The sequence below is a fragment of the Robertmurraya sp. GLU-23 genome (assembly GCF_052983275.1).
The window spans coordinates 196,111-217,612 of the sequence record NZ_JBRKCV010000007.1; the positions used below are offsets into that span (position 1 = coordinate 196,111).

Genomic DNA, 21,502 nt, shown 5'->3' on the forward strand with positions numbered 1-21,502 from the left:
TTATATTATGCCACTTGATAAATCTCCATCGGATCAAAGATAGACCAAAGAGCAAAATCCTGTTCAACTTGTTTTCTATTCGGTGAATAGATATAAACAGATTCCAGGGAAAATACTTCAAAGTCTATTTTAAAAACTTCCAAAGGGGACCATTTTTGCTCTTTATCAGCTGCCTCAATGTTTTTCAAAGAAGTAGAAATTCGTTCTTCTACTTCTTTGTCGATACAATCAATGACTTTTCCATACTCAGCTTTAAGATAAAATTCATTCATTTCACCTTTTAATAAAATGCTGCTACAATCACGATGTTGATAAAGAAAGTCAATGATACAATCCTCTCCAATAAAACAATCAGAAATTGTTGATGGGTTCATTAATGTTGCTTTAAACATTATTTTTTTCATCTGAATTCCTCCTAAATTATGCTGCTGTCACAACATCTAAGATTATTAATTCACCTGACTTCACGCCCACTTGTAACATGAGTGCATTGCCAGCTACCTTCCCAACTTCTAATAGATATAAATAGCCATGCTCAGGAGAGAAAGATTGATATTCTCCTTCTTGCTTTAGCAATCGAAGCACTCGGCCTTTGTTACAATTAAAATAATCTAGAAATCGATTTTTTTTAGACTCTGCCATGTGTAATCACCTTAACCTTATATTTGATTTTGAACTGAAGAGAGCGAATCAATAAGAGAAGCAACATGAGTAGTTCGGATACCACGTAAATCACTACCATGTTGAGCTTTTAAAATTTGTCGTGCATGAGTAGCATCTACTGCAGAAATAATTTCTTCGTTACGAATCCATTCTTCATGCTTGCGAACCAAATACGACATTTTAAAAGCAGTTCGATTCCGTCTCTCTCCTCTGTACACTTCCTGACTAGGTAAAACTGCTGTCACCTTATCCAACTTAAGGAATAAGGGTGGGTTGTTTTCACCTTGATCGATGTTGAAAAACGCATGATCATTTAACATAAGGTGATAAACATGAATGTCCCCTTCAGCAATAACCTCTCCATTTCGATAAATGCGGTTTTCAGTAACTACAAATTGTGTCTCAATCCCCGTATAAAACTCGATCATCATCATGCAATTTCCTCCTGTAAACACGAAAAAAGATCGAAACCTTCGCTTGGAACTAAGTCCTCTCGAAGAATATCAATCTCATTTAATGAATCCGCCAATTTTAAGTTTTTGTTTTTTCTACTATGAAGTTTAAGAGTTAAAGAGTTGTTAGATACAACAGCACTTATCCCTTTCTTCATATAAAGTCCTCTAGGGTCAATCATTTGATATGACGGCCTTTTCCTTAATTCCTTGAACCAATCAACATCCTTCATAGATGGGTACTCCAGAATACATTCCACACAAGTTACAAGCGGTTCAAGACAACCAATGGTTAGATCAAAAAGGTAAAGTCCACCATGTAACTCTCCATCAAAACTTACTCGATAGGCCTTCATTGTGGTTCGTGGTTGGTTTTCAAAAGGTTCAATTCGAAACTTTGCTCCATCCATGGACCATTCAAAGCCTTTCTTTACCGTTTTAAAATAGATCCCTTTTAGTCTCTTTTCTAAATCAACAGGCTCGATAGGAGCAAAACAAGTAATTTTAAACATGTTCATCATCTCCTAACTGCCTCTTAATACAATCCTTAGAAAAAAAGACTCTCCCACTCTTCTTGTAGAAACCCTCTTCACAAGAATTTTTGCAACTAGATACATAGCCCATAAATCAACGCCCCTTCTTAATGTTTTAAGATAGTTTTTTTAACTTCCCTCTCCATTTAAAACCACGCAAAAAAGCGCCCTTTAAGAATGGACTTTTAATAAACACTACTAATGTTAATAGTGTTTGAGTCTCATCCCTAAAGGACGCTTGTAGTTTAAAATAGAATGCCCGCTAACCAAATGATCGGTTGCCAAAAAATAAAAAAATTAGAAAAAAACTATAATCAAATTTTATCATTTTTTGGTACCTGGATTCAAGACATTATAGTAAATTTGCTACAGTTTCAATAAATTCTGGGTTTACTTCCACTTTAGCTAGATTAGATAATTGTAAAGCTTGTTCTTCTGAAATGTATACTTTGTTTTCACTTTCTTCAAAAGATAACTTCTCTTTTTTAATTTGACTTAAAGGAATTTCTCTAAGAGAAGAAGCAATTATTTCAGGTGTTACATTAGAGATCCCGTTATTGCACGAATGAATCTCTTTTGTTACGTAGATTAGTTCTGTTACTGATTCGTGTTCTCCTTCAAATACCACTCTTTTAATATAATAAAGTACATTTATAATTGATTCATTTGTCATGAGATATCATCCTTTTATTCGTGTGTTAACTATAGTGTACATAATTAGAAAATTGATTATTGTAGATTTTCACAATATATTAGGGTACAAATTTAAAAAAGTATAGAATATTATCTAATCAAGTTAAGGTTACTGCCTTATTCATACAGTAACTTGTAAATTGAAAGTTTGTAATTTCTAAATTCCCTAAGTTTTTCATTATTCATTCTCCTCTTAATTCATACTAAGAGGGTCGGTTACACTAGTTGCTCCACATAATCCAAGTGTCCAAATAAAGATTATATTTCTCAGCTTCCCCAATTCATTGGTTTAGTATCTGATTCAATGTTTACATTATTAATTATCACTTTGTATAATTCAGAATTTCATTATTCCTTACCTATAATATACCAAATACACCAAAAATGGTATATTTTTAGTTCAATTTACCCATGTTTGTATATATCTATATAAATATAAATACCAATTTATATTTTTATCCTTTATCAGACTAAAATGATTATAATACAGAATTTTGATAGTGGAAATATTTTTGGATGGGTAATGCGGAGGAAATTGTTACCAATAAGGAATCATTAAGTGGTTATCTATCAATTATCCAATATGTATATTAATCTATTCTTAAATTTATAAGGTACACTATTATTTTATCATGAAATGTTTAAGAAATATAAAAAAAGCAGATGTATACATCTGCTCCAATCTTAAAATCTTCTGTGTATCCTGAACGTTTTAAAGGAATCTGAAATTATCTCAATGTATACTGTTGTTTTTTTTACAACTCCATTTGAGTATTGAACTTCAAATTCAAAAGCTGCAGGTCCAACCTTTAAGTTCTTGGGATATTCGAGGAAAGTTACATCATACAATTCCCCTTTATAGAGAATATTTGTTTGATAGTTTAATGGCACGGAAGTATTAACAAGTGATTGGTCTGCTCGACTCGCTTTGAGTGTTGCTTTCACGTAGTTTGTCGGATATGGCGAGGTTTCTGCATCCAGCAAGAACTTTTCCCCACTATAAAACTGGTTAGGTTGATTTCCCTCTTTTAAGTGCTGCTGTTTCCAAAGTTCCGTATGGTTAACGTATCCATTAATAATTAAAGGTTTAGAATAGAACCATGTAGAGGTTCCAATTTCATCGTAACCATCATTGACTGTTGTTCGTATATCGTATCTTCCAACCTCTGTGACAAATGAATAACATTGCTCGACTCCACTTGCAACATTTGTTCTTGAAAGAACTGTGGATTCTGTTCCATTATCCTTTTTAATAAAGATCTTCACCGTTAATGGGTTGTTATCTTCATCTTGTGGTCTAGAACAGACTTGTACGGTATCGCCTTCATATACATCAGTTGGAGTATAAGTGAGATCAACGGTTGGCAACGTATTAACTAGAATAGTTCCCTGTTTAGTATTATCAGCATCCGTTTCATTGGTTTCAGCAATCACATTATTGTCATCCACCTTAAACATAAAAGTTCGATTGCCAGATGTCTCAGCTGTAAAGGTATAGGTTAAGGTCTGGTCGCTACCAGAATTATGCGACGGTATATCTAGTTGTGTTTTACGATTTCCTTGTTCATAGAAACCAACTTTATAAGCTCCTACATTTAATTCACCGTTATTGCCTGCTACCATAGAGGCTTTATATTGTCTTCCCTTTACTAAGTGTGTTACTGGAGAATTATTCGTGTCTGTTATTGTTATGGTTTTTGCTGTAAGGTTTGTTGAATAAACTGTTCCCTCGTACTCAACCTCTACATCCCATTGGTCGGAAGTGTAGTACTCATCCCAATGGTCAAACACCTCTTTTGATAAAGTACCCTCATAAGTCGCTGTCCCAGTATAGTCTACTATGTAGTCAGGAAGAGCAAAAGTTCCAGAATAAGCTTGTCTATACTTACTTACTGGAACATTTAAATCGTAGTCAATCCAAACCCCACGTCTGTACTTGTTAAGCTTTCCGCTTTCTGATTTCCAATAATAGGAGCCATTGGAATATTCTAAACGTGATGCTTGTAATGGCCCTAGACTTGCATAAAAATCAGCGTGGACAACTCCTGGTTCATCCCACCCATAGGCAACTAATCTTACATCAGAGGGAGAAAGACTTCTTGGCAACCCATAATATCGGTCAGGAGCCTCTCCTGGCATTGGATCAGTCCAGTTCCCTGCATAATAAGAAGTTGCGTTATTAGACATAAATCCCAAATAATAGTTTGCCGCCTTATCGTACCAATCCGATCTACCCAATGAACGGTACCTAATCCACATTTTTGTATTCTCAATGGAATATAAACCACCGCTTTTTGGAAGTGAGTAGGATACGTTTTGGCCAGTGGCACCATCATAATGAGTTCCATTATATGTAGTAGGAACAGGCGCTTCACTAGCAAATTCTCGATAATTAGAATCAGTCCAATATTGAGTCAGGGAAGCAGTTCTGCCACGTGCCCAATTATCTGTCCATGAAAGTGACACCCTTGGTATATTCCCGCTGTACCCATCCTCATTGATCCCCAGCCAGTAAACTACATCTTCATCGTGCTTTCTACCATATATATTTGAGTAAGTTTTGGTAAAAGTTCGATACTCAGTACGATAAATAGCATCCTGATGATAGTCCTTTTGCTTTGGGCGAAGAATGATTCGTTTTGCAGTAAGTGTTCCTGTAAATCCTCCATCATTATATTGGTAAGTTGATGGATAGTTTCCATAATCGCTGTTAGGATAAGAAACAATTTTAGGATCTTCCCACCTCATATATTTATTGATTGTTCCAGAAGGAACAGAAACCTTTCTTGATTCAGCAGCCTCCACGGATGGAGGTGCGATATAATCAAAAATGGTTGAACACAACAATAAAGAGGCAAGAGTTGATAGTATGACGTTTTTCAATTTTCTTGCTTTCAAAAAATGATCACCTCTTTTTGATAAGTAAAACACTCGAGTCAAAAGACTATGAATGAATATCATAGTCTTTATCTTCCAAAGTTCTAGTTACCAAGTTAAATAGATAACTCCACTTCTTTTCATTCCAGATGTGCTTCCACTTTGCGATGTAATTTCACCCGCTAAAAGTGCATTTACTACAGTTTTCATATCAGAGTAGCTTCCTCCTACACCTGTAGCACCTTTCATAGAAGCATCCATATCTCCTCCACCTAAAGAAGCACTAAATGTGAGAATTCCCGGTAAAGTGCTAGCGATTTGTGACCCTCCTCTAAGAATGAGGACAGAAGAACCGTCACTACCAGTTGTATAACCACCAGGTAACGCATTTTGAACAGCAGTCTCTAATGAGCTTTTAGCTGGTTCAGTTGGCTGGCTAGGCGCTGGTTGGCTTGGAGCTGGCTGACTTGGTGCAGGCTGGCTCGGAGCCGGTTGACTTGGTTGTGCTGGCGCTGGCTGACTTGGAGCCGGTTGACTTGGTTGTGATGGTGCAGGCTGACTAGGCGCTGGTTGACTTGGTTGCGTAGTCGTTGGCTGACTTGGTGCTGGTTGGCTAGTTGTTGTACTAGGTTTTGTCTGAGTAGGTGTTGAGTTACTTGTACTAGGCTTATTAGCTGTAGAAGTAGTTGTATTTGAAGTAGATTTATTTGTAGTCTGAGTTGATTTTGTTGCTGTTTGGTTATTAGAAGCAACAGATTGACTACTTTCTTTCTTATCTTCTTGAGCAACCGCTCCACTTTCTGTAGTAGTATCCTCTTTCTCTCCCTCTTCAACTTTTACCTCTTCCTCGGTTTCTTCTATTGTTTCTTTCTCCTCTTTCTCTGCTTCTTTGTTTTCCTCTACTGTTTTTTCCTTATCTTTCTCCTTATCTACTGCTTCCTCAGTTCCACATCCTGATAAAACCAACATTCCTAACAGTAGAAAACTTAATAACTTTTTCATCATGATCTCCTCCAACGATAATTAGTATGTAGACAACAAAAAAACGGCTCGTTGGAGCGGTAAAAAAGAGCATAGTAAATAACACTATGTCTTATATACCTGGCCCCAAAGAACCGTTACTTTAAACACCCGCTAACCTATAAGGTCGCAAAAAAATAATAGAAAGAAAATTTGATACTACTATAATAACGGGTATTTATGCGCGATACAAGGAGCAACACCTATAAAAGTACAGTTCTTTTAACCTATCATCACTTTAAAATAATTATATCATTAATTAATTCATAATCAATTAAAAACCTAAAAGAACCATAGATTTCTCCATGGTTCTTTTAATTTAATATCTTCTATGAAATTGGAATCCTTCATAGAGTACATCACCTATGATCTGTATTTGTATCTTATCTTGCTTAATAACTCCATTCGAGTATTTAACTTCGAAAATAAAATCTTTTCCCTTGTGTCAAAGATGTATTAGATTCTTGGAAGATTTCCTCATAGAGTTCCCCTCCAAACACAAGTGGACGTAAATAGGATAAAGGCACAGATTTAGTATAGATGGTTTGATTACTTAATAGAGCATTGTTTAACGTGGATTTCACGTATTCAATTGGATAATTAGAAACGTCTGCTTCAAGAATAAAGGTTTCCCCAGAATAAAATTGAGAAGCCGGATGGCCTTGCTCTTATATCATATATTAATTCACAATCAAGTATTCGGTTACCTGTTCTTAATTACTTTATATATTCGTAAACCGCTGCTTGACGGATATAGGTTGTTCCACCTTTAAACCAGCGGGGACTTTCGGTAGTTAGTACTGCTATGACACTTGGTCCATTGACTGTTTCCATTATGTCGTAATCATTATTTATATAGGTATATGGATACGTACGGGTAACTGTATCATCAATAAATTCTAAATGAGAGATATATAGGTCATTTTTAAAGAAGGAATTACTAGTCGGAGTATAAACATAGCCCGCACCTGTATCAAGGTGTAGATTAGATTTTAAACTCTCTGATAAATTATATATAGCTAAATCTTGATTAAAAACGATCCGTCCATTAGCCATATCAATCGGAGAAATAGCTAGAGCAGCATCATGAACAGCTAACTCTAAGGCATTTTTTATTTGTCGAGTAGCAGTTTTATCTGAGTCTAGGTTGATTTGCATTTGAGTAATGAATGCAAACAGCAAAATAAACAGGATCGTTCGTAATGTTGTTGCCATATCAACAACTCCTAATTAATGTATTCACTAAGAATTTTCGTCTCTTTCTTAAAAGTAGATGGAGCTGGGTCAAAGATATCTAAAATAAAAATAAAACCTCTTGGTGCTTCAATGCTTGCTGTTAAATATTGATTTCTTGGTGTTAAAGTTTGGGTTGCACTAATGGTGATCTTATCTGAATCAAAATTATAATTATCCACTAGAGTAGAATTCATTTCGTTAATAATTTCTGGGGTAAATCTACCTTCAATGGATGCTTTTTTTGCTCCTTCCGTAAGGACAACCTCAACAGCCTCTCTGTGTAAACTATCGACGTAAGTAAGAATAGGAGCAAACATGATATTAATTGCGATAAAGAGAGTCATCCACTCTCCTAGAGTCTTAGACATACCCTATCCTCCTTTATTGGGTAAAGAGGGGGATGTTTCTCCTCCCCCTCTTTACTAAATCATTAGTTGTTTGAGTTTACACCAGCACCAGTTGGTAAGTTTTCACTCATATTTGTAATATCTGTTTGATATTCATTTGTTTCAGATCCAATCATGTTGTAACCAATAAAGAATAAGAAGGCAGAAATACTGATTACTGTGATCCCGATTTTTAAGAAAGTAGATAATGTTTGATTCATTTTTTGTTTCCTCCAATTTGGTTGTTTTAGTTTTTAAATTTTAGTTGATGCTCCGTTTTCATCATATCTTCGTGATGAGTATTCTTGCTGTTTAGTGCTTCATAAACTGTACCGAAAAGTAAAAAAACCATAATTCCGGCAACAGAAGCAATAACCATAAAGGTTGATAGAGACTTGTTCATTTGAGATTCCCCCATCTACCCGCTTGGGTTATATAATCGTCAACATCACCTGAAAGATCATTCATTACCACGTACATGGCACCGAATATGAAAGCCGAAATGGTGACTGCGGTTATAGCTATCTTCATAAAAGTGCTTAACGAACTATTTATTCGACTCACCCCCTTTCGAGTAAACTAGGTTACATTCTAGAAGTTTTTAATATCATTGAAACCATGGTAACGACCACTACTAAGAAGTTCAAAATAATTATGAAATGAGTCGCCTTAATGGGTATTCCAAGCAGGTCTGTAGTAACTTTTCTTTTCCTTCGGTAGTTTTCAATTTGGGATTTAACGAACATATTGTGCATTCCTCGAAGATGGCCAAGAGCCGTTTCTCTGCTCACATCATCAAGATTTTTTATCACTCCGATAAGAGCATGGGCTTCTTTAGAATTCAGTTCATCTCCAAATTTATCTAATGCTACCTTTGGTCCTTCACTATTACTCCAATTTGTTAAAAGAATCGTAAAAGGTTTCTCTAAAACATCAAAATATGGCATTATATTTCTCAACACGTTGTATGTATTGAGTTTATTAACATTCATCATCTCAATTTCATTGATTAATAGGTCATAAAGCATGAATACTTCAGCATGTTTCTTCGCATTGTGATAATCAATGACACGCTTCATCGTATAGACAAATAAAGAAAACGGAAAGCTAGGAGAACCAAGTAGACCAACTACTAGAATTGCTACAGCAGCTATCATAGTTTCTCTGGTTGTTCCCCCATTTATAAGGACAGGACCAACTACATAATAGATGAAAAGAAAAAATACAAATCCACCTAAAAAGAAATAATACCTTGTCCCTGTTAAACCTAACGGATACTGAGCTTTACTTAACCACTCCTCCGCTTTAGAACTCTTTGTCCCTTCAATCACCTTTTCTTTGCTTTTAGCTATACTGGTACGGATCCTTATCCTGTGTTGAATTCTCTCAACATTCGAAGTCAACCCTGTATACACCAAAATGCCTGCTATAGACGAAAGGATAATGGCCACGATATAGATGATGTAAGGTAAAATTTTAAACAGCATTACTTGACTAGCCATAACGTACTCCTTTCCTACAAGTCATTTTTCGGTCTCTTAAGGAAGACAGAAATAATTAGAGAAAAAACAACCCCTATAAGAGATAACGAGAATAATAAGATGGTCCAACTGGTTCCAAACTGTAATTTAAACCAATCCTGAGCTCCTGATGTAACGTATCCCAGTACAAGTGCAAGGAAAAATACCGGTAGAGTAAGATAGCCATTATATACATGGTCTAAAGTTTGAGAATGTTCTTCTTCTAGCATTTCAGCGGTTTCTTCCATTTGCTTGTTTAATACCATAAGAGCATTTAAGACTTTCTCATTATAAAGATAGGATTTTAGAATAATACTCCCAAGACGCTTACTCCAACTGGTTCCAGCTGTATAGGTAAAGACTTTAATCGTTTCCTTTAGTTCTTGTTCATTTCTTGAAACTTGTAAGTCTGAAATAAGCTTAATAAGAACCTTTCTTAATACAGGATTCTTTACCGATTTTTGAGTTTCATTTAGTGCATGGTACATGTCGTAATGCATAGCGTTATAATTTTGTGTTAGCTCCTGTACGATGGATAAGAACTCTTCCCCCATCGCAAAACGAATGTTACTTAACCTCATTCTTAAGAATAAGTAAGGAATCATCGACAATAAGACTCCGAATATAACGGAAACCAATATATCTCCAAAGGAGATAAGGATAAACATTCCGACTGATACCCCAAGCAAACCAGATAGAATTAGGAAGGCTGTCACATCAAATTCATTTCTCTCTTCTCTAGTTGTTCGGATTAATAAATTCAAATGCCTGAGAAAGCGATTATTATATTCCGTACCCTTAGTAGCGAGGGTTTTGCTTTGAATTTTCCTTATACGATATCGGTAATTCCATTGCGTGTACTTATCCTTCAATGGTGCGAGCATAATGTTTTTGGAAGTCCATAATGTTATGACAATTAGAAGTGCATAAAAGAAAAAGTTGACTCCTATTTGCCAAAACCAAGTCGTTAAATCATCCAATCTCATCATCTCCTAGCAGGTGGTCTACAATATGATCTTTTATCTTCTCGTAGTCAGACATAGGAGAATCCTTCTCTTTCCACTTCAAATGATTTAAAAGAATCTTTGTATCTTCCAAACTTTCATCAGCCATCAACTTCAATAGATCACGACTAATCTTTGATGAGTAATAGTACTTATCTGTAAGAGGACTATAACGAATAAGATCTTGTGTAGAATGTTTACGGGTTTCGTTGTTCCAGATAATCTCTGTTACCCCGATCACTCTTTTTCTTCTTCGGTCTCTATCCGCACTCATGGTTACAATAATGTCGATGTTACTTGCTACACGCTGTAATTCATTATCAAAGTTTCGGTTAGGAAACTCATCTAGAATATGTCTCGTGATCTGAGGAACCACATTTTCAACAGTAGTTAAGTGGTAGGTCGATACCGCTCCACGTTCTCCTCTCTCACATGCTTGCAAATAACCTTCTGTTTCTAAGCTACGAATCTCCCCAACTACTATGTAGTCATGTTCCATACGAAGAAGTCTTGGTACCGCATGGTGTAAATCTCCCTCTTTGGCTTGGATTTCAAAGATTAATCGCTCTGGAAACTGTTGCGATAATCCTAACTCAAAGTGTTTCTCCATGACGGCTGCAACGAATGATGAATCTCGTTCTCGAATCATCGTTTTCATAAAAGTAGACTTAGCAGATCGAACACGACCTGCGAAAATGGTATTGGCCATCGATCTAGCTAAGGCTCGGAAGAAAGGAATATCATCTGTTAAGATCGTTCCACGTTGAGCCTGTTCTTCTAGACTCATGTTTTGAACAACAAATCGTCTAAACATGATATAGTTTTCTTTTCCTCTTGGTTTTTGTATCATTGTGATACGAGAACCATCTTCACGCTCAATTTCTAGCTCCGGAGTTTGCTCGTTTATTACTGCATCCTTGATACGCATAGTAAACGCACGTTTAATTCGTTCAACCGCTTCAAGACTCTCGAACTCTTCATTTTGTTTCTTAAACTGTCCGTTTTCATCAATCCATAATTGTTTGCCACGAATAACAGCTGCTTCACTAAACGGGAGCTTGTCCCATTTATGAAGGATGCTCATACCCCATACTTCATGAAAAATTGCTTCTGCTAGAGAATCATAAAAAGATGGGTATTCTTTTGTTGTGATGTTATGTTTTCGAAGTACCTCGTTAATTTGATTGATAAAGTACGACATAGCTTCTTGGTCTCCGATAACCGCTCTGTGCTGACGGTCTAACCAACTATCTTGGTCTTTAAAAGCAAATCCATCCTCCGTTTGATTCTTTTTGCTGTCAGCCACCCCATCTATTATGATGTGGTCTAACTCCTCCCGAATAGTTTTGCAGATTTGATTGAAGGATTTCTTTCTCGCGTAGGTTGTAACGAATTCAGTTTTCAACCCCTTTTCCGCTACAATCTTCGCTAGCATATCAGAGGTACTAAACGGTTTCTCAATTCCTAGTTCTTGTTCTAGTTGTTTCAACGCTACCCCCTCCTCTTTACTTAAAAATGCTCATGAAGCCTTTACGTTTATCTTTTATTCCATCTAGGACCAACTCTTTTTCTCTTAATCGACATTCGGAGATGATGAGATTCGATAGTAAATCAATGTTTTTGGTATATAGAGACTCGCTCGAATCATATAACAGTCTCTTTTGAGCGGAAGCGATGGTTCCTAACTCTCCCATATCTGGAATGGTAACGACTCTTGTCATATTTAACTCTTCTTCTAATGCTCGTTCATTAATTAATGTATTAGCTGGTTGGAATCGATTCACCACCAACATAAAGTCTTCTGACTTTCCACCGATTGGTTCAATTAGCTGCTGATAGACATAAGGGAAGTACCCTCTGTATCCTTTTTCTTCTTGAGTAGCTACTAAAAACTTTAGATTACTCGATAAGTAAGCCTGAATCGTTGGTGCGGTATCAAAGTGAGTTCCTGCATCTATTAGAATGACATCAAATATTTCTTGAGCTACCTTTATTAGATGTTGAATCTCATGAGGTTGGAAAAATCGTTGCATCTTAATATCTCGATTACCAGCTAGATGATAAAAGCTTTCATGTTTGCTAACGGCTTCTTGCAAGCGAGCAGGTGATAAGTTTTGTGTTTTTAAATCAATTTTTAAATCATTTAGGTAATGACCTTTATAATCATAAAAGTAGTCGGCAGGATCCCAGCTATTTAAGCTAAGTACTAGGACTTTTTCTTCCACTCTTTTTGAAAGTGAACGAGCAACATTCAGAACAGTTGTCGAAACACCTGCACCACTATGACTTCCAAAGATACTAATCAATCGTTTAGAAAGAAAACTCTCGCGGTCAGTCAATTGGTTTAAGATTTCTTGAACGGTTTGCTCCCAAGTATTGTACTCGCTTAGCATCTTCACTTTATGCGCCGCGCATAAACGAGTAAGGTTCCTCATGATTACATCACTATGGATGGTGTGAGGTTTAAAGAATACCGGAGTTTGAGGATATTTTTCCCTCAATGTAGGGAGTTGATGAATATCGAATACTTCACCATCCAGGATGATTGCTCCTAACTCGATCGTTGCATCCTTTACTTGGTCCCAAACAAGACATGTGGTGACTTCTTCATGCTTATCAAACAACTCTTTATACATGGAATTTTTAGATATAATCGCAATCTCCATTTGAATTCTCCTTTCTTATTATTGATAAGTGATATATAATTTGGATCCTTTCGTAAGAACCTCAGTCATAAGCTTTGTAAAATCTTCTTCATTTAAGATAAGTTCAATATCACTGATTTGCGATGTAGCATTTAAGCGGTTATCTGTTTTTGTACCTTCCTCAGCAGCAACAACCTCTTTGTTTCCTGAGTCCTTTACGTAAGCTACACGAACATTCTTAAGGAAGGGCTTTGTATTCATAATTTGCTTTTCTTCATTAGAAGTAGTAGCTTCATCGGTTGTTTCAGTAGTGGTGTCTGTTTCTTCAGAAGAAACTTGACTAGGTCCGCTTTGCATAAAGCTTGCTGTTCCATCTGGATTAACTAAATATATATCGATAATGTCTTTCCTTCTCAACGATCCCGGTTGGGCATAAATCATATCTCCTGTGATTGGACGAATGGCTTCCCCTTCTGCAGCATCAGGAACCATTAAGTCGTAATCAATCATTTTTTCAGATACCATCGAGTTACCCAGTAGATCTTGTTTAGCGTCTCGACCTACAATCTCTTTCAATTGGTCTGCGTAAACGACGTCTTTGATTAAGGTATCTTTGGCTCGTCTTTCAATAATGAGTTTATTTTCAGTAATTCTTTCGGATTTCTTAATCTCCTCACCCGGCTTAACCACGACCACCTGTTCACTGTCGATTCTTTCTTTAATATAGAAGTCATAAGTGAAGATTAAACCAATGGTCGCAAGTGATAAGAAGATACCCGAACCTATTTGAACTGCGGGTTTCATATCTTTTGTTCCTCTCCTTCTGTGAGTTTGCTCTCTTTCTTCTCAATGGTTATGTTCTTATTGAATAATCCCTTAAATATCCCTGTTCCCTTGCGTTGCTTCTTTAAGAATTCTCCTGGCAGGATCTCCTCTAACAGCGGTTGAAGGTGTAATTCCATTCTTTTTTGGCTCTCTTTATACTCATTTAGAAATTTTCCTTCTAGCTGAGCCTGAAAAACTTCTTTAACTGGGAAAACAGGAATACTGGTTATGATTTTGTCCTTATACATATCTTGAATCAGCGCACTTTCTAAAGTAGGCTTATCAAAGCGGTTGCCGATAATGGCAGATTTCTCACTGGATAATTTATCTCTCATGAAGGAAATGCGGTCATCTTTAGTTTCCTCAAAGAACTGGATAAACGGAATATCTGGTTCAAAAACAAAGTACACATGGTCAGCGATATCAAACACATCTTGGAAAAGTTCATACTCCCAATCCGTACCTACATCCATAATGGTTACAGACGAAGAGGAAGAGAATAACACTTTGATTAAGCTTTCAAAAGCAACTTCATCCTCTTGGTATACTGGTTCATTGGTTGGATGCTTACAGATGATATCCACGTCAAATTTATTCCAGTCAAAAACACTTTTTACCTTTGGATCAATGTACTTGCTAAACTGATAGAACTTGCTACGATAATCAGATGCATGTTCCGTTCCAAAAAAGCGGTCGTATGTATAAGCCTTTGAAAAAGGGCTTTCCACGTATGTAGTTGGTACTCCCATTTGGGTCAGCGTTCGTGCTAACAAATGAGAAACGAAAGTGCTTCCGCTACGCTGTATGGGACTCCCAATCATGACTAGTTTCTTTTTTATTGGAATACCAACGATTTTTTTCGTATGGTTATGAACCTGAACGGTATAATCTCTTTTAATTACGTTCTTATTAACTACCTTTTGGACAACCTTTTTCTCGATTACCTTTTGGACGACTTTCTTTTCTGTCTTTTCTTTTCTGTCTTTTTTAGGTGAATCTTCTTCCGCCTCATCATCTTCGTTTACTTCCTCTTCCACTACTGGAATAGTAGTGGAAGGTGGAACAATGGAAACGAGAAATTTTTCTACCTTAGCAAAACGAGGTTTTTCCTTTAATTGTTTGATAAACTCGTCTAAATCAAAAGCATTGCTGTTGAAGATATCAAGAATCCCCATACTAACTAGAGAAGAAAGGAATGGATCACCTTTTGGTCTTTCGCATAAGAATACTATTCTTATGGAATCATCATATTCAACCCTTAGCTTTCTAAAGAAAGTAGCTAGTTCTTGTTCCTTCATTTCGTCTCTTGTAAAATCACTTTCTAGATAGTAGTCGTGGATTACCAGCATATCTGGCTTTTCCAATTCAACTATTTCTTCTAGAAACCGCCGGTGAAGCACTTCCTGGGAAGATAATGTGAAGTAGTCTGTATGTTGAGAGAAAGTTTCTGTGAGGATGTCCGTATATGATTTGTCCCCAACTGCAATAAGTACTTTCACCATGGTATTCACTCCTGAGAAACAAAAAAATACCCGAAACTCAACCTACCAAAACAGTCCATGTACAAGGTACATATGATTGCTTTGATAAGCGGTCTCGGGTATTTCCCGTTGTATATATAATTTGTCTTAAATTCCTATTTTCATATCCCCTAATCGCTTAGAGGATAATCTATAAAACATTAAAAAGGGCTGCTGTTTTTGTTAAAAAACAGAGCTATAGGCTAGTATTATAGTACCATTAAAACCATAGATATTCAAGTACCATATTGTAATTGTATGGAATATCTTTGTTTTAGAAAACTAAGAAAATCCGTAACAAGTTCCGGGTCAAATTGTTTACCTCTAAGAGTGAATAGTTCTTGGATGACTTCTGTTTGAGTTCTAGGGATTTGATAGATACGACCGTATAACATAGTGTCGTAAGAATCAATAATTCTGATCATTCTTGCTAGTAGGGGAATCTCTTTTCCTATTAAGCCATAATAACCAGTTCCATCAAAATTTTCATGATGAAACTTAACTATTAATGAATACGTGTTTGGTAGATGTTTGAGTCCTTCTACAATACGCTCTCCATACTCGGTATGGAGTTGGATGTGCTTAAATTCCTTTTCGGTCAATCGATCTTTTTTATTGAGAAGAACATGAGGTATGTTGAGTTTTCCAATATCGTGCAAAACCCCAAGAATATAGACTGATTCTATATTCTCAAGGTTCAAATAAGATGCAAATCGATATAATTCATCACCTACTCTAAGGGAGTGTTGATAGGTGGATAAACAGTGGTTGAATAAATCCCCCGTTAATAATTGAGTATCTGCTAACATGGTTTTAGTCATTTGTTCACTCCCTTAGAAATCAATCTGAATCCGCTTTAGCTTCTCGCTTGTAGGGATATAGAAAGAAGTATTGAAACCAGACTCAAGTAAATCTTCTTCTACACATACCCATATTGGAAACGGGTATGTATCAAGCATTAATTCTTTGTGAAGCTGGTTGGCCACTGAGAGTGTTGAAGCAAAAAGAATGACATAAGATGGATGATCAGGGAACTCTGATATAGGCAGTTCACCATATCGTTCATATATCTTTTTCCAATTGTAAAGACGGTCTTTAAAGTAACCAATAAAATCTTGTGTACTCTGTACCCGATCCATAATAAAATTCACATTACCTTGTGGAGTTTCAACAAGTCCGACTCCAAGAGGACGGTGGTTTTTATGATGATTTGCAATAACAGGATTCCATTTCCATTGCTTTAAAATTCTCATCTCTATCATTGTGCAACGCAGCTCATTTACTGACACATATCGTTTGATTCCTCCAATACCCAGAGCATCCCAACGATTCGCATCCATAAAGAATTCGGAGTTATAATAATGCTTTAGTAGTTTGAAGCCCGCCATTCCTAATGTATAAGGAGCGGGAGGCTTCACTGTCTCTTCTTGTCCTCTAATTCGGACCTTCCAACGATCGACGAAACCATATCTTCTCATTCGGTCTAACCTGGTAGAAGTTTGAGAGTGACTTAATTTAGGTTCTAAGTATCTTCTAAGCTGGTTTTCATTGGCGCAGATAGCGTCACCTAACACTTTTAAGATCATAAAATCATTCTCATCTATTAATCCCCTTGAAAGGTGTTCAACTGCACGTTCCAAGTTCGTAATCGGATAATACTTCTTCGGCAAGACCTTGCTACCTTTTAGGAAGGGGTGATCCCACAAGGGTAGTTCACCTTTTTTAGTGGTGTAATAGTTGGCTTCTAAATTCTCGTCAAAAGGAACGAGGTCTTGTGCTAATGTTTCCATTACTCAAACAAGAAAGCTCCTACGTCTTTGCGCTTCTTTTTACCCCTTGGATAACCGGTAATGACCACCTTTGCTTGACGCTTCTCTTTATCGATGCTGCGTACACGACAAGAAACGATATCACCAACGATTGGTTCCTCTAACTGATTTGGCTTAACCCCTTTCACTTCAAGGCCAACATCCAACTGAATGAAGATACCGTGCACTGGGTCAACCCCTGTTACTTTCCCTGCTACCGCACTGTGATGTTGAAGAGCTTCTAATTTCACGAAAGGATCTTCCAAGGTGTGTCTACGTGATACACGAATCATGTTGCTATCTTTGTTAAAGCGGATGACTTTTACTTTAATCTTTTCTCCACGCTGGACCTGTTCTTCGATTCTGCGACCGCGGTCCCAACTGTAATCGCTCGGATACATCACAGCGTCAACCCCATTAATACGTACGAAAATGTTACGGTTCTTTGAGTTGATTCCAGTGACTACTCCATCAAACTCAAAAGTATGAAGAAGTTCTGATTGCTCTAGCACTTCTAATTGGCTTAAGAATTTTGCCTTTTTCATCTCGTCCGCTTGTTTAATACTTACAATCGCAACTTCTTGGTCTAAATCTAGATTCGTTACAATAAATTCTTGCATGGTACCAGCAAATCCATTTAAAGAGCGGAACTCATGTGCAGAGAACTCGTCTGCTGGGCAATAAGCAGTTACTCCATTTTCTAACATAAGGAAAGCAATTTCTTTGTCTTTAATCATTGAGATAGAGGTAACAACACCACGAACAACCTCTCTGTCTCTTTTAAATCTTGCTAGGTCTTCTAATTGCGTATCGTTAGACCATGATTTTATTGTTAATTCAGCCATTGGTAATTCCTCCTGTATTTAAATATGCTGTAGAATAAACCAATAACAACGCAAAAAGACCCCAAAAACCAGAGCAGTCAAAAGTGACTACTCCGTTTTTGGGGTCTTCCCATTCTCGTTATTCATTTATTCGTTCATTAATTCTTACCTAGAGTGTATAACACCCTTACGAATAATTCAATATCAATTTTTGTATTTACACTAATATAGTCCTGTGAAAGTGAGCCTAATAGGATGTTCAGTCTGATTGTTTAAAGCCCTTATCCCACTGAATCTTGAATCTTTGCAATGATTCTTGATTTAGCAACCAATTCCCTTTAATTTTTACTGCTTCAATTGTGCCGGTATTCACCCAGTTTGTAACTGTAGTTTTACTTACTCCTAATAACTCTACCGCACTAGATATGGGTATTGTGTACTTCTCTGGTGAAGGAGCTCTCCTGTCTTCAAAGCCCTTACCGTCCCTAACGTTTGAGAAACTTTCTAAAAGCTTATCAATCTCTTTTACAAAGTTTTTAAAGTTTATGATCAAGAGCATAGGAGCAAGGCCAATTAAAAACTCTCCAGTATAAACTAGCTTTTCTGCAATTAGATTTCCTCCTTCATTCGTGGTTAATTTTATATGGTCACAGTAAATATTTAGTTCATTTAAGAATTCAAAGTCAACTTCACAACCATCCTCAAAAGAAATGAAATCTGGCAAATAGAACCGTATATATTCTTTCGAAACGAAAATATATAAACGCTCTTGATTATAAGAAAATATATTTTCAGGTGAAATGATAATGACAGCTTCATCTTCTTTATCATCAAAGGGTGTAATTTGTGATGTAAAATCATATTCTAGAAAATTGTAAAGTGTACTTAGAATAGATTTTGTTCTTCTCTCTATGTAACTGTGCATTTAAATCACTCATTCCTTTCATACAAGTGCATTACTCAGCTATTCTGCTTGATGAAGTATTAGTAGAAATCAGGAGTATCAAATTAACCAACTCGTTACGGTCAATAAGCTTAACACCTGTAGAATCAGCTAATTCCATCGCTTGTGATGAAAAATAATTATTTGTTATTACCCAAGCTTCTTTTGCCTTATAGTAGGTTCTAGCTGAATTAATTTCTTGAACAGCTTTAATACCCACTTTCCTCTTATACCTTTTGGCTTGAACCACAACGCGTTCGCTTCCCTCTAGAATTAGGTCTGCTCCAAAATCATTTGAACCTGGGGTAATTCTTACCTGGTATCCGTATTTTCTTAAAAGGATAGATAGGTAGTGTTCAAACTCTACCCCTGTCATTTCATCAATCTCAATAATTCCTGCCTTACTCAATTTTTCTTCTAACTCTAAAAGAGCCTTATTTCTTTTCTGTACGTCATTAATCATTATTAATATCGTCATTAAGACGATGATAACTGCAATCAACATGAGAAAATCTAAAGCTGGTGAATTAAATATATCGGTTCTCTCCTTTGCTTTGGGTATTTAAAGATAAATTGATTATCCCATAACTTACCATGGGATTGATACGAATAATTTAATCTTCCTTTTCCATGCTAATAGTGTACTACAATGAAATAATAGGAGATGAACAATCATGGCAAGAAGCAACAATAACAATCAACTTTTAGTTCCAGCAGCAGAACAAGTACTAGAGCAAATGAAATTTGAGATTGCACAAGAGTTTGGGGTACAGCTTGGAGCCGAAACATCAGCGCGTGCAAATGGTTCAGTTGGTGGGGAAATTACCAAACGATTAGTACGCATGGCTCAAGAAGCCCAAACGGGAATGTTTCGATAAAAATAAGGCCCGCTTAAGAACATCAGCGGGCTTGGTTTACAATTACCTCTCTTTTTTAACAAAATATGGACCCAACATTTCCTTTTCATGGGTTATTACGTATGTCCAATTAAACTCGGTATCAACTACGTACAAATCCTTTTCGTCTATATCCTCTTCAAATTGCAGGTCACTAGCTTTTAAGTCTTGTGCATTCTCCAAAATATAAGCATGGTCTGAGTGTTGAAAAAAAATATAACATGATTTCTTTTCCACTAGATTAAAAGCTTCCTCCGCTTGTTTTTTCTCTAAGCATCTCAACTTTTCATAACTAAAAACATGCCATAAGAACCCACATGCACCATCTTTAACGTCATAGAGGTAAATAGAGTCCTTTTCCGCTTTACTAAGGTGACTGACAAAATTGCCTTCCCATTCCTTACGTAAATACGTTCCCCAATTGGGTATCTCTCTAACTTTCATTTTTTTTGGCTTAAGTGTATTGTATAAATCCATGTACCTTAAGCCCTATTTTTTAAAGTTGAAAGATAACTAATACAGACTATAAGGGAGATAGGCACATCATTATTAAATACTTCTATTTCTTTCTTTCGTGACATATCAAACAATTTATAGTTAATGCTTGCAATCACTTTATTGTCTTCAGATTGGATAACTTTTCGTGTTTCAAGAGGTTTATCTAAGTAGTAATATTTCTTCCCCCGAAACAGCAGCTCTTTTGTGTCACCCCATTCAAATTTTTTAATATCTTTTATGCTACCGATTGGTTGGTTATCCTCTAAAATTAACCATTCATTTCCTACCCAACGGAATTTATCTTTGATCGTTAATTGTGATCCGTCTTGTGTTACCTGAAGGTTCACTTCCCATCCTGTTATAAATATCTCTGTTAGTATATTGATCAAGTTTGGGTAGTACCTTTGAATATTAGCAACAGAGACACCATCAGCATTTAGAATTTCAACAGGTTTCTTTACTCCCTTAACCATAGGAATGGTATAACTAAATTTCTCCATCATTCTCCTCCAACTGCTGGGTAGGTATCAAAATGCTAACATTCCAATAACATATCGACCTATACCATATCCAACTAAAATCAGTGAAAAACTAACAACTATATAGATACTTGCACTTATATATCCATTCATTTGGTTTATTTTTCCCATGAGAGACTTAATCTTTTCCATCTTCAAACCCTTTCCTACAGACTAAATTTCTGTTGTATAGCGGATTCTAACAATTTCTCACCAGCTTCATAAAAAGTAGTTCCATTAATTATCTTAATCTTTTATTTAATTTAGTACGTCGTGAAACCACTAAAGTTTCATATCGATCACAAAAAAAGAACTCGCCTTCTGACGAGTTATCTAGCTAGTTCTTTAATTGTTTGTCCTTTACTCTTAAACTTGTTCTGTAACTGGACTTCATCGCTATAGTACTGCTGTATTATTTCTAAAGCCAACTCCTTAGCCATTTCAGGAGTAGCCGCATAACATTTGTCTACGAAGTACACTTCATCTTTAGCTGTTGCTGCAAATTCATTACCAGCTAGATAGAGCTTAACCTTTACCTTCTTCATATTGAATCTACCCTTTTTGATCTTATTCATTTGTTTCCCCTTTCTTTAATACCCCTCATCCATAGGGATACCAAATCAGTTATAACCTATTTTCAG

The 21,502-nt window shown here is 36.3% G+C and carries 26 protein-coding genes and 1 riboswitch; of the genes, 1 reads left to right on the top strand and 25 read right to left on the bottom strand.

Translation table 11 applies throughout. From position 1 onward, the window contains the following. Positions 1–5: 5 nt before the first annotated feature. The 22 genes from ACVBAX_RS13705 to ACVBAX_RS13810 all read right to left on the bottom strand — a co-directional run bounded on the left by ACVBAX_RS13705 (position 6) and on the right by ACVBAX_RS13810 (position 19,454). The gene (locus ACVBAX_RS13705; protein ID WP_340906492.1) at positions 6–404 is read right to left on the bottom strand and encodes a hypothetical protein; all 399 of its coding nucleotides are present in this window, start codon (positions 402–404) and stop codon (positions 6–8) included. A 16-nt stretch (positions 405–420) separates the two neighbouring features. After that, a complete protein-coding gene (locus tag ACVBAX_RS13710) occupies positions 421–642 on the bottom strand; it encodes a hypothetical protein (protein ID WP_340906491.1) in 222 nt (73 codons plus the stop codon). Between the two features lie 17 nt (positions 643–659). Next, a complete protein-coding gene (locus ACVBAX_RS13715; RefSeq protein ID WP_340906490.1) occupies positions 660–1,097 on the bottom strand; it encodes a hypothetical protein in 438 nt (145 codons plus the stop codon). Continuing rightward, positions 1,094–1,627 (bottom strand): hypothetical protein, encoded by a 534-nt coding sequence (locus ACVBAX_RS13720; protein ID WP_340906488.1) that lies wholly within the window; start codon positions 1,625–1,627, stop codon positions 1,094–1,096. The genes ACVBAX_RS13715 and ACVBAX_RS13720 overlap by 4 nt, the downstream gene beginning before the upstream one ends. A 373-nt stretch (positions 1,628–2,000) precedes the next feature. Then, entirely contained in the window at positions 2,001–2,321 is a 321-nt protein-coding gene (locus ACVBAX_RS13725; protein WP_340906487.1) for a hypothetical protein, read from the bottom strand. Between the two features lie 222 nt (positions 2,322–2,543). Further along, positions 2,544–2,626: riboswitch (cyclic di-GMP riboswitch) on the bottom strand. Between the two features lie 399 nt (positions 2,627–3,025). Continuing rightward, positions 3,026–5,239, bottom strand: coding sequence for a CARDB domain-containing protein (locus ACVBAX_RS13730; protein WP_340906485.1), 2,214 nt, complete (start codon positions 5,237–5,239; stop codon positions 3,026–3,028). 87 nt (positions 5,240–5,326) lie between these two features. Beyond that, positions 5,327–6,223, bottom strand: coding sequence for a hypothetical protein (locus ACVBAX_RS13735; protein WP_447117497.1), 897 nt, complete (start codon positions 6,221–6,223; stop codon positions 5,327–5,329). Between the two features lie 732 nt (positions 6,224–6,955). Continuing rightward, positions 6,956–7,453 carry a peptidase M23 gene (locus ACVBAX_RS13740; RefSeq protein WP_340906481.1) on the bottom strand — a complete coding sequence of 166 codons (498 nt, stop codon included), beginning with the start codon at positions 7,451–7,453 and terminating at the stop codon, positions 6,956–6,958. A gap of 11 nt (positions 7,454–7,464) precedes the next feature. Further along, positions 7,465–7,842 (bottom strand): hypothetical protein, encoded by a 378-nt coding sequence (locus ACVBAX_RS13745; RefSeq protein ID WP_340906478.1) that lies wholly within the window; start codon positions 7,840–7,842, stop codon positions 7,465–7,467. 62 nt (positions 7,843–7,904) lie between these two features. After that, complete coding sequence (locus ACVBAX_RS13750; protein ID WP_340906476.1) at positions 7,905–8,081, bottom strand: hypothetical protein; 177 nt, start codon at positions 8,079–8,081, stop codon at positions 7,905–7,907. Between the two features lie 26 nt (positions 8,082–8,107). Continuing rightward, positions 8,108–8,263 (bottom strand): hypothetical protein, encoded by a 156-nt coding sequence (locus ACVBAX_RS13755; protein WP_340906473.1) that lies wholly within the window; start codon positions 8,261–8,263, stop codon positions 8,108–8,110. Between the two features lie 181 nt (positions 8,264–8,444). Beyond that, complete coding sequence (locus ACVBAX_RS13760) at positions 8,445–9,362, bottom strand: hypothetical protein (RefSeq protein WP_340906471.1); 918 nt, start codon at positions 9,360–9,362, stop codon at positions 8,445–8,447. 14 nt (positions 9,363–9,376) lie between these two features. Next, a complete protein-coding gene (locus ACVBAX_RS13765; RefSeq protein WP_447117498.1) occupies positions 9,377–10,360 on the bottom strand; it encodes a hypothetical protein in 984 nt (327 codons plus the stop codon). Continuing rightward, complete coding sequence (locus ACVBAX_RS13770; RefSeq protein WP_447117499.1) at positions 10,353–11,873, bottom strand: ATPase, T2SS/T4P/T4SS family; 1,521 nt, start codon at positions 11,871–11,873, stop codon at positions 10,353–10,355. Before ACVBAX_RS13770 ends, ACVBAX_RS13765 begins: the two co-directional genes overlap by 8 nt. Positions 11,874–11,889: 16 nt before the next feature. Beyond that, entirely contained in the window at positions 11,890–13,050 is a 1,161-nt protein-coding gene (locus ACVBAX_RS13775) for a ParA family protein (protein ID WP_447117500.1), read from the bottom strand. Between the two features lie 18 nt (positions 13,051–13,068). Then, positions 13,069–13,833 carry a hypothetical protein gene (locus tag ACVBAX_RS13780; RefSeq protein WP_447117501.1) on the bottom strand — a complete coding sequence of 255 codons (765 nt, stop codon included), beginning with the start codon at positions 13,831–13,833 and terminating at the stop codon, positions 13,069–13,071. After that, on the bottom strand, positions 13,830–15,356 hold the full coding sequence (locus ACVBAX_RS13785; protein ID WP_447117502.1) for a hypothetical protein: 1,527 nt from the start codon (positions 15,354–15,356) through the stop codon (positions 13,830–13,832). Before ACVBAX_RS13785 ends, ACVBAX_RS13780 begins: the two co-directional genes overlap by 4 nt. A gap of 254 nt (positions 15,357–15,610) precedes the next feature. After that, positions 15,611–16,195: an HD-GYP domain-containing protein gene (locus ACVBAX_RS13790; RefSeq protein WP_447117503.1), complete on the bottom strand. Its 585-nt coding sequence runs from the start codon at positions 16,193–16,195 to the stop codon at positions 15,611–15,613. Positions 16,196–16,207: 12 nt separating this feature from the next. Then, the gene (locus tag ACVBAX_RS13795) at positions 16,208–17,044 is read right to left on the bottom strand and encodes a hypothetical protein (protein WP_447117504.1); all 837 of its coding nucleotides are present in this window, start codon (positions 17,042–17,044) and stop codon (positions 16,208–16,210) included. 119 nt (positions 17,045–17,163) lie between these two features. Beyond that, positions 17,164–18,027, bottom strand: coding sequence for a S1 RNA-binding domain-containing protein (locus tag ACVBAX_RS13800; protein ID WP_447117505.1), 864 nt, complete (start codon positions 18,025–18,027; stop codon positions 17,164–17,166). 238 nt (positions 18,028–18,265) lie between these two features. Further along, on the bottom strand, positions 18,266–18,931 hold the full coding sequence (locus ACVBAX_RS13805; protein WP_447117506.1) for a helix-turn-helix domain-containing protein: 666 nt from the start codon (positions 18,929–18,931) through the stop codon (positions 18,266–18,268). A gap of 31 nt (positions 18,932–18,962) precedes the next feature. Then, positions 18,963–19,454: a restriction endonuclease gene (locus ACVBAX_RS13810; protein ID WP_447117507.1), complete on the bottom strand. Its 492-nt coding sequence runs from the start codon at positions 19,452–19,454 to the stop codon at positions 18,963–18,965. A gap of 169 nt (positions 19,455–19,623) precedes the next feature. On the opposite strand from ACVBAX_RS13810, the gene ACVBAX_RS13815 reads away from it, so the two are divergent. Further along, positions 19,624–19,827, top strand: a complete 204-nt coding sequence (locus ACVBAX_RS13815) for a small, acid-soluble spore protein, alpha/beta type (protein WP_447117508.1) — start codon at positions 19,624–19,626, stop codon at positions 19,825–19,827. A gap of 42 nt (positions 19,828–19,869) precedes the next feature. Here the strand turns inward: ACVBAX_RS13815 and ACVBAX_RS13820 are convergent, their stop codons facing one another. The 3 genes from ACVBAX_RS13820 to ACVBAX_RS13830 all read right to left on the bottom strand — a co-directional run bounded on the left by ACVBAX_RS13820 (position 19,870) and on the right by ACVBAX_RS13830 (position 21,406). Further along, positions 19,870–20,322: a DUF4275 family protein gene (locus ACVBAX_RS13820; RefSeq protein ID WP_447117509.1), complete on the bottom strand. Its 453-nt coding sequence runs from the start codon at positions 20,320–20,322 to the stop codon at positions 19,870–19,872. 5 nt (positions 20,323–20,327) lie between these two features. Then, positions 20,328–20,846 carry a tubby C-terminal domain-like protein gene (locus tag ACVBAX_RS13825; protein WP_447117510.1) on the bottom strand — a complete coding sequence of 173 codons (519 nt, stop codon included), beginning with the start codon at positions 20,844–20,846 and terminating at the stop codon, positions 20,328–20,330. A 344-nt stretch (positions 20,847–21,190) separates the two neighbouring features. After that, complete coding sequence (locus ACVBAX_RS13830; protein ID WP_447117511.1) at positions 21,191–21,406, bottom strand: hypothetical protein; 216 nt, start codon at positions 21,404–21,406, stop codon at positions 21,191–21,193. Between the last annotated feature and the right edge of the window lie 96 nt (positions 21,407–21,502).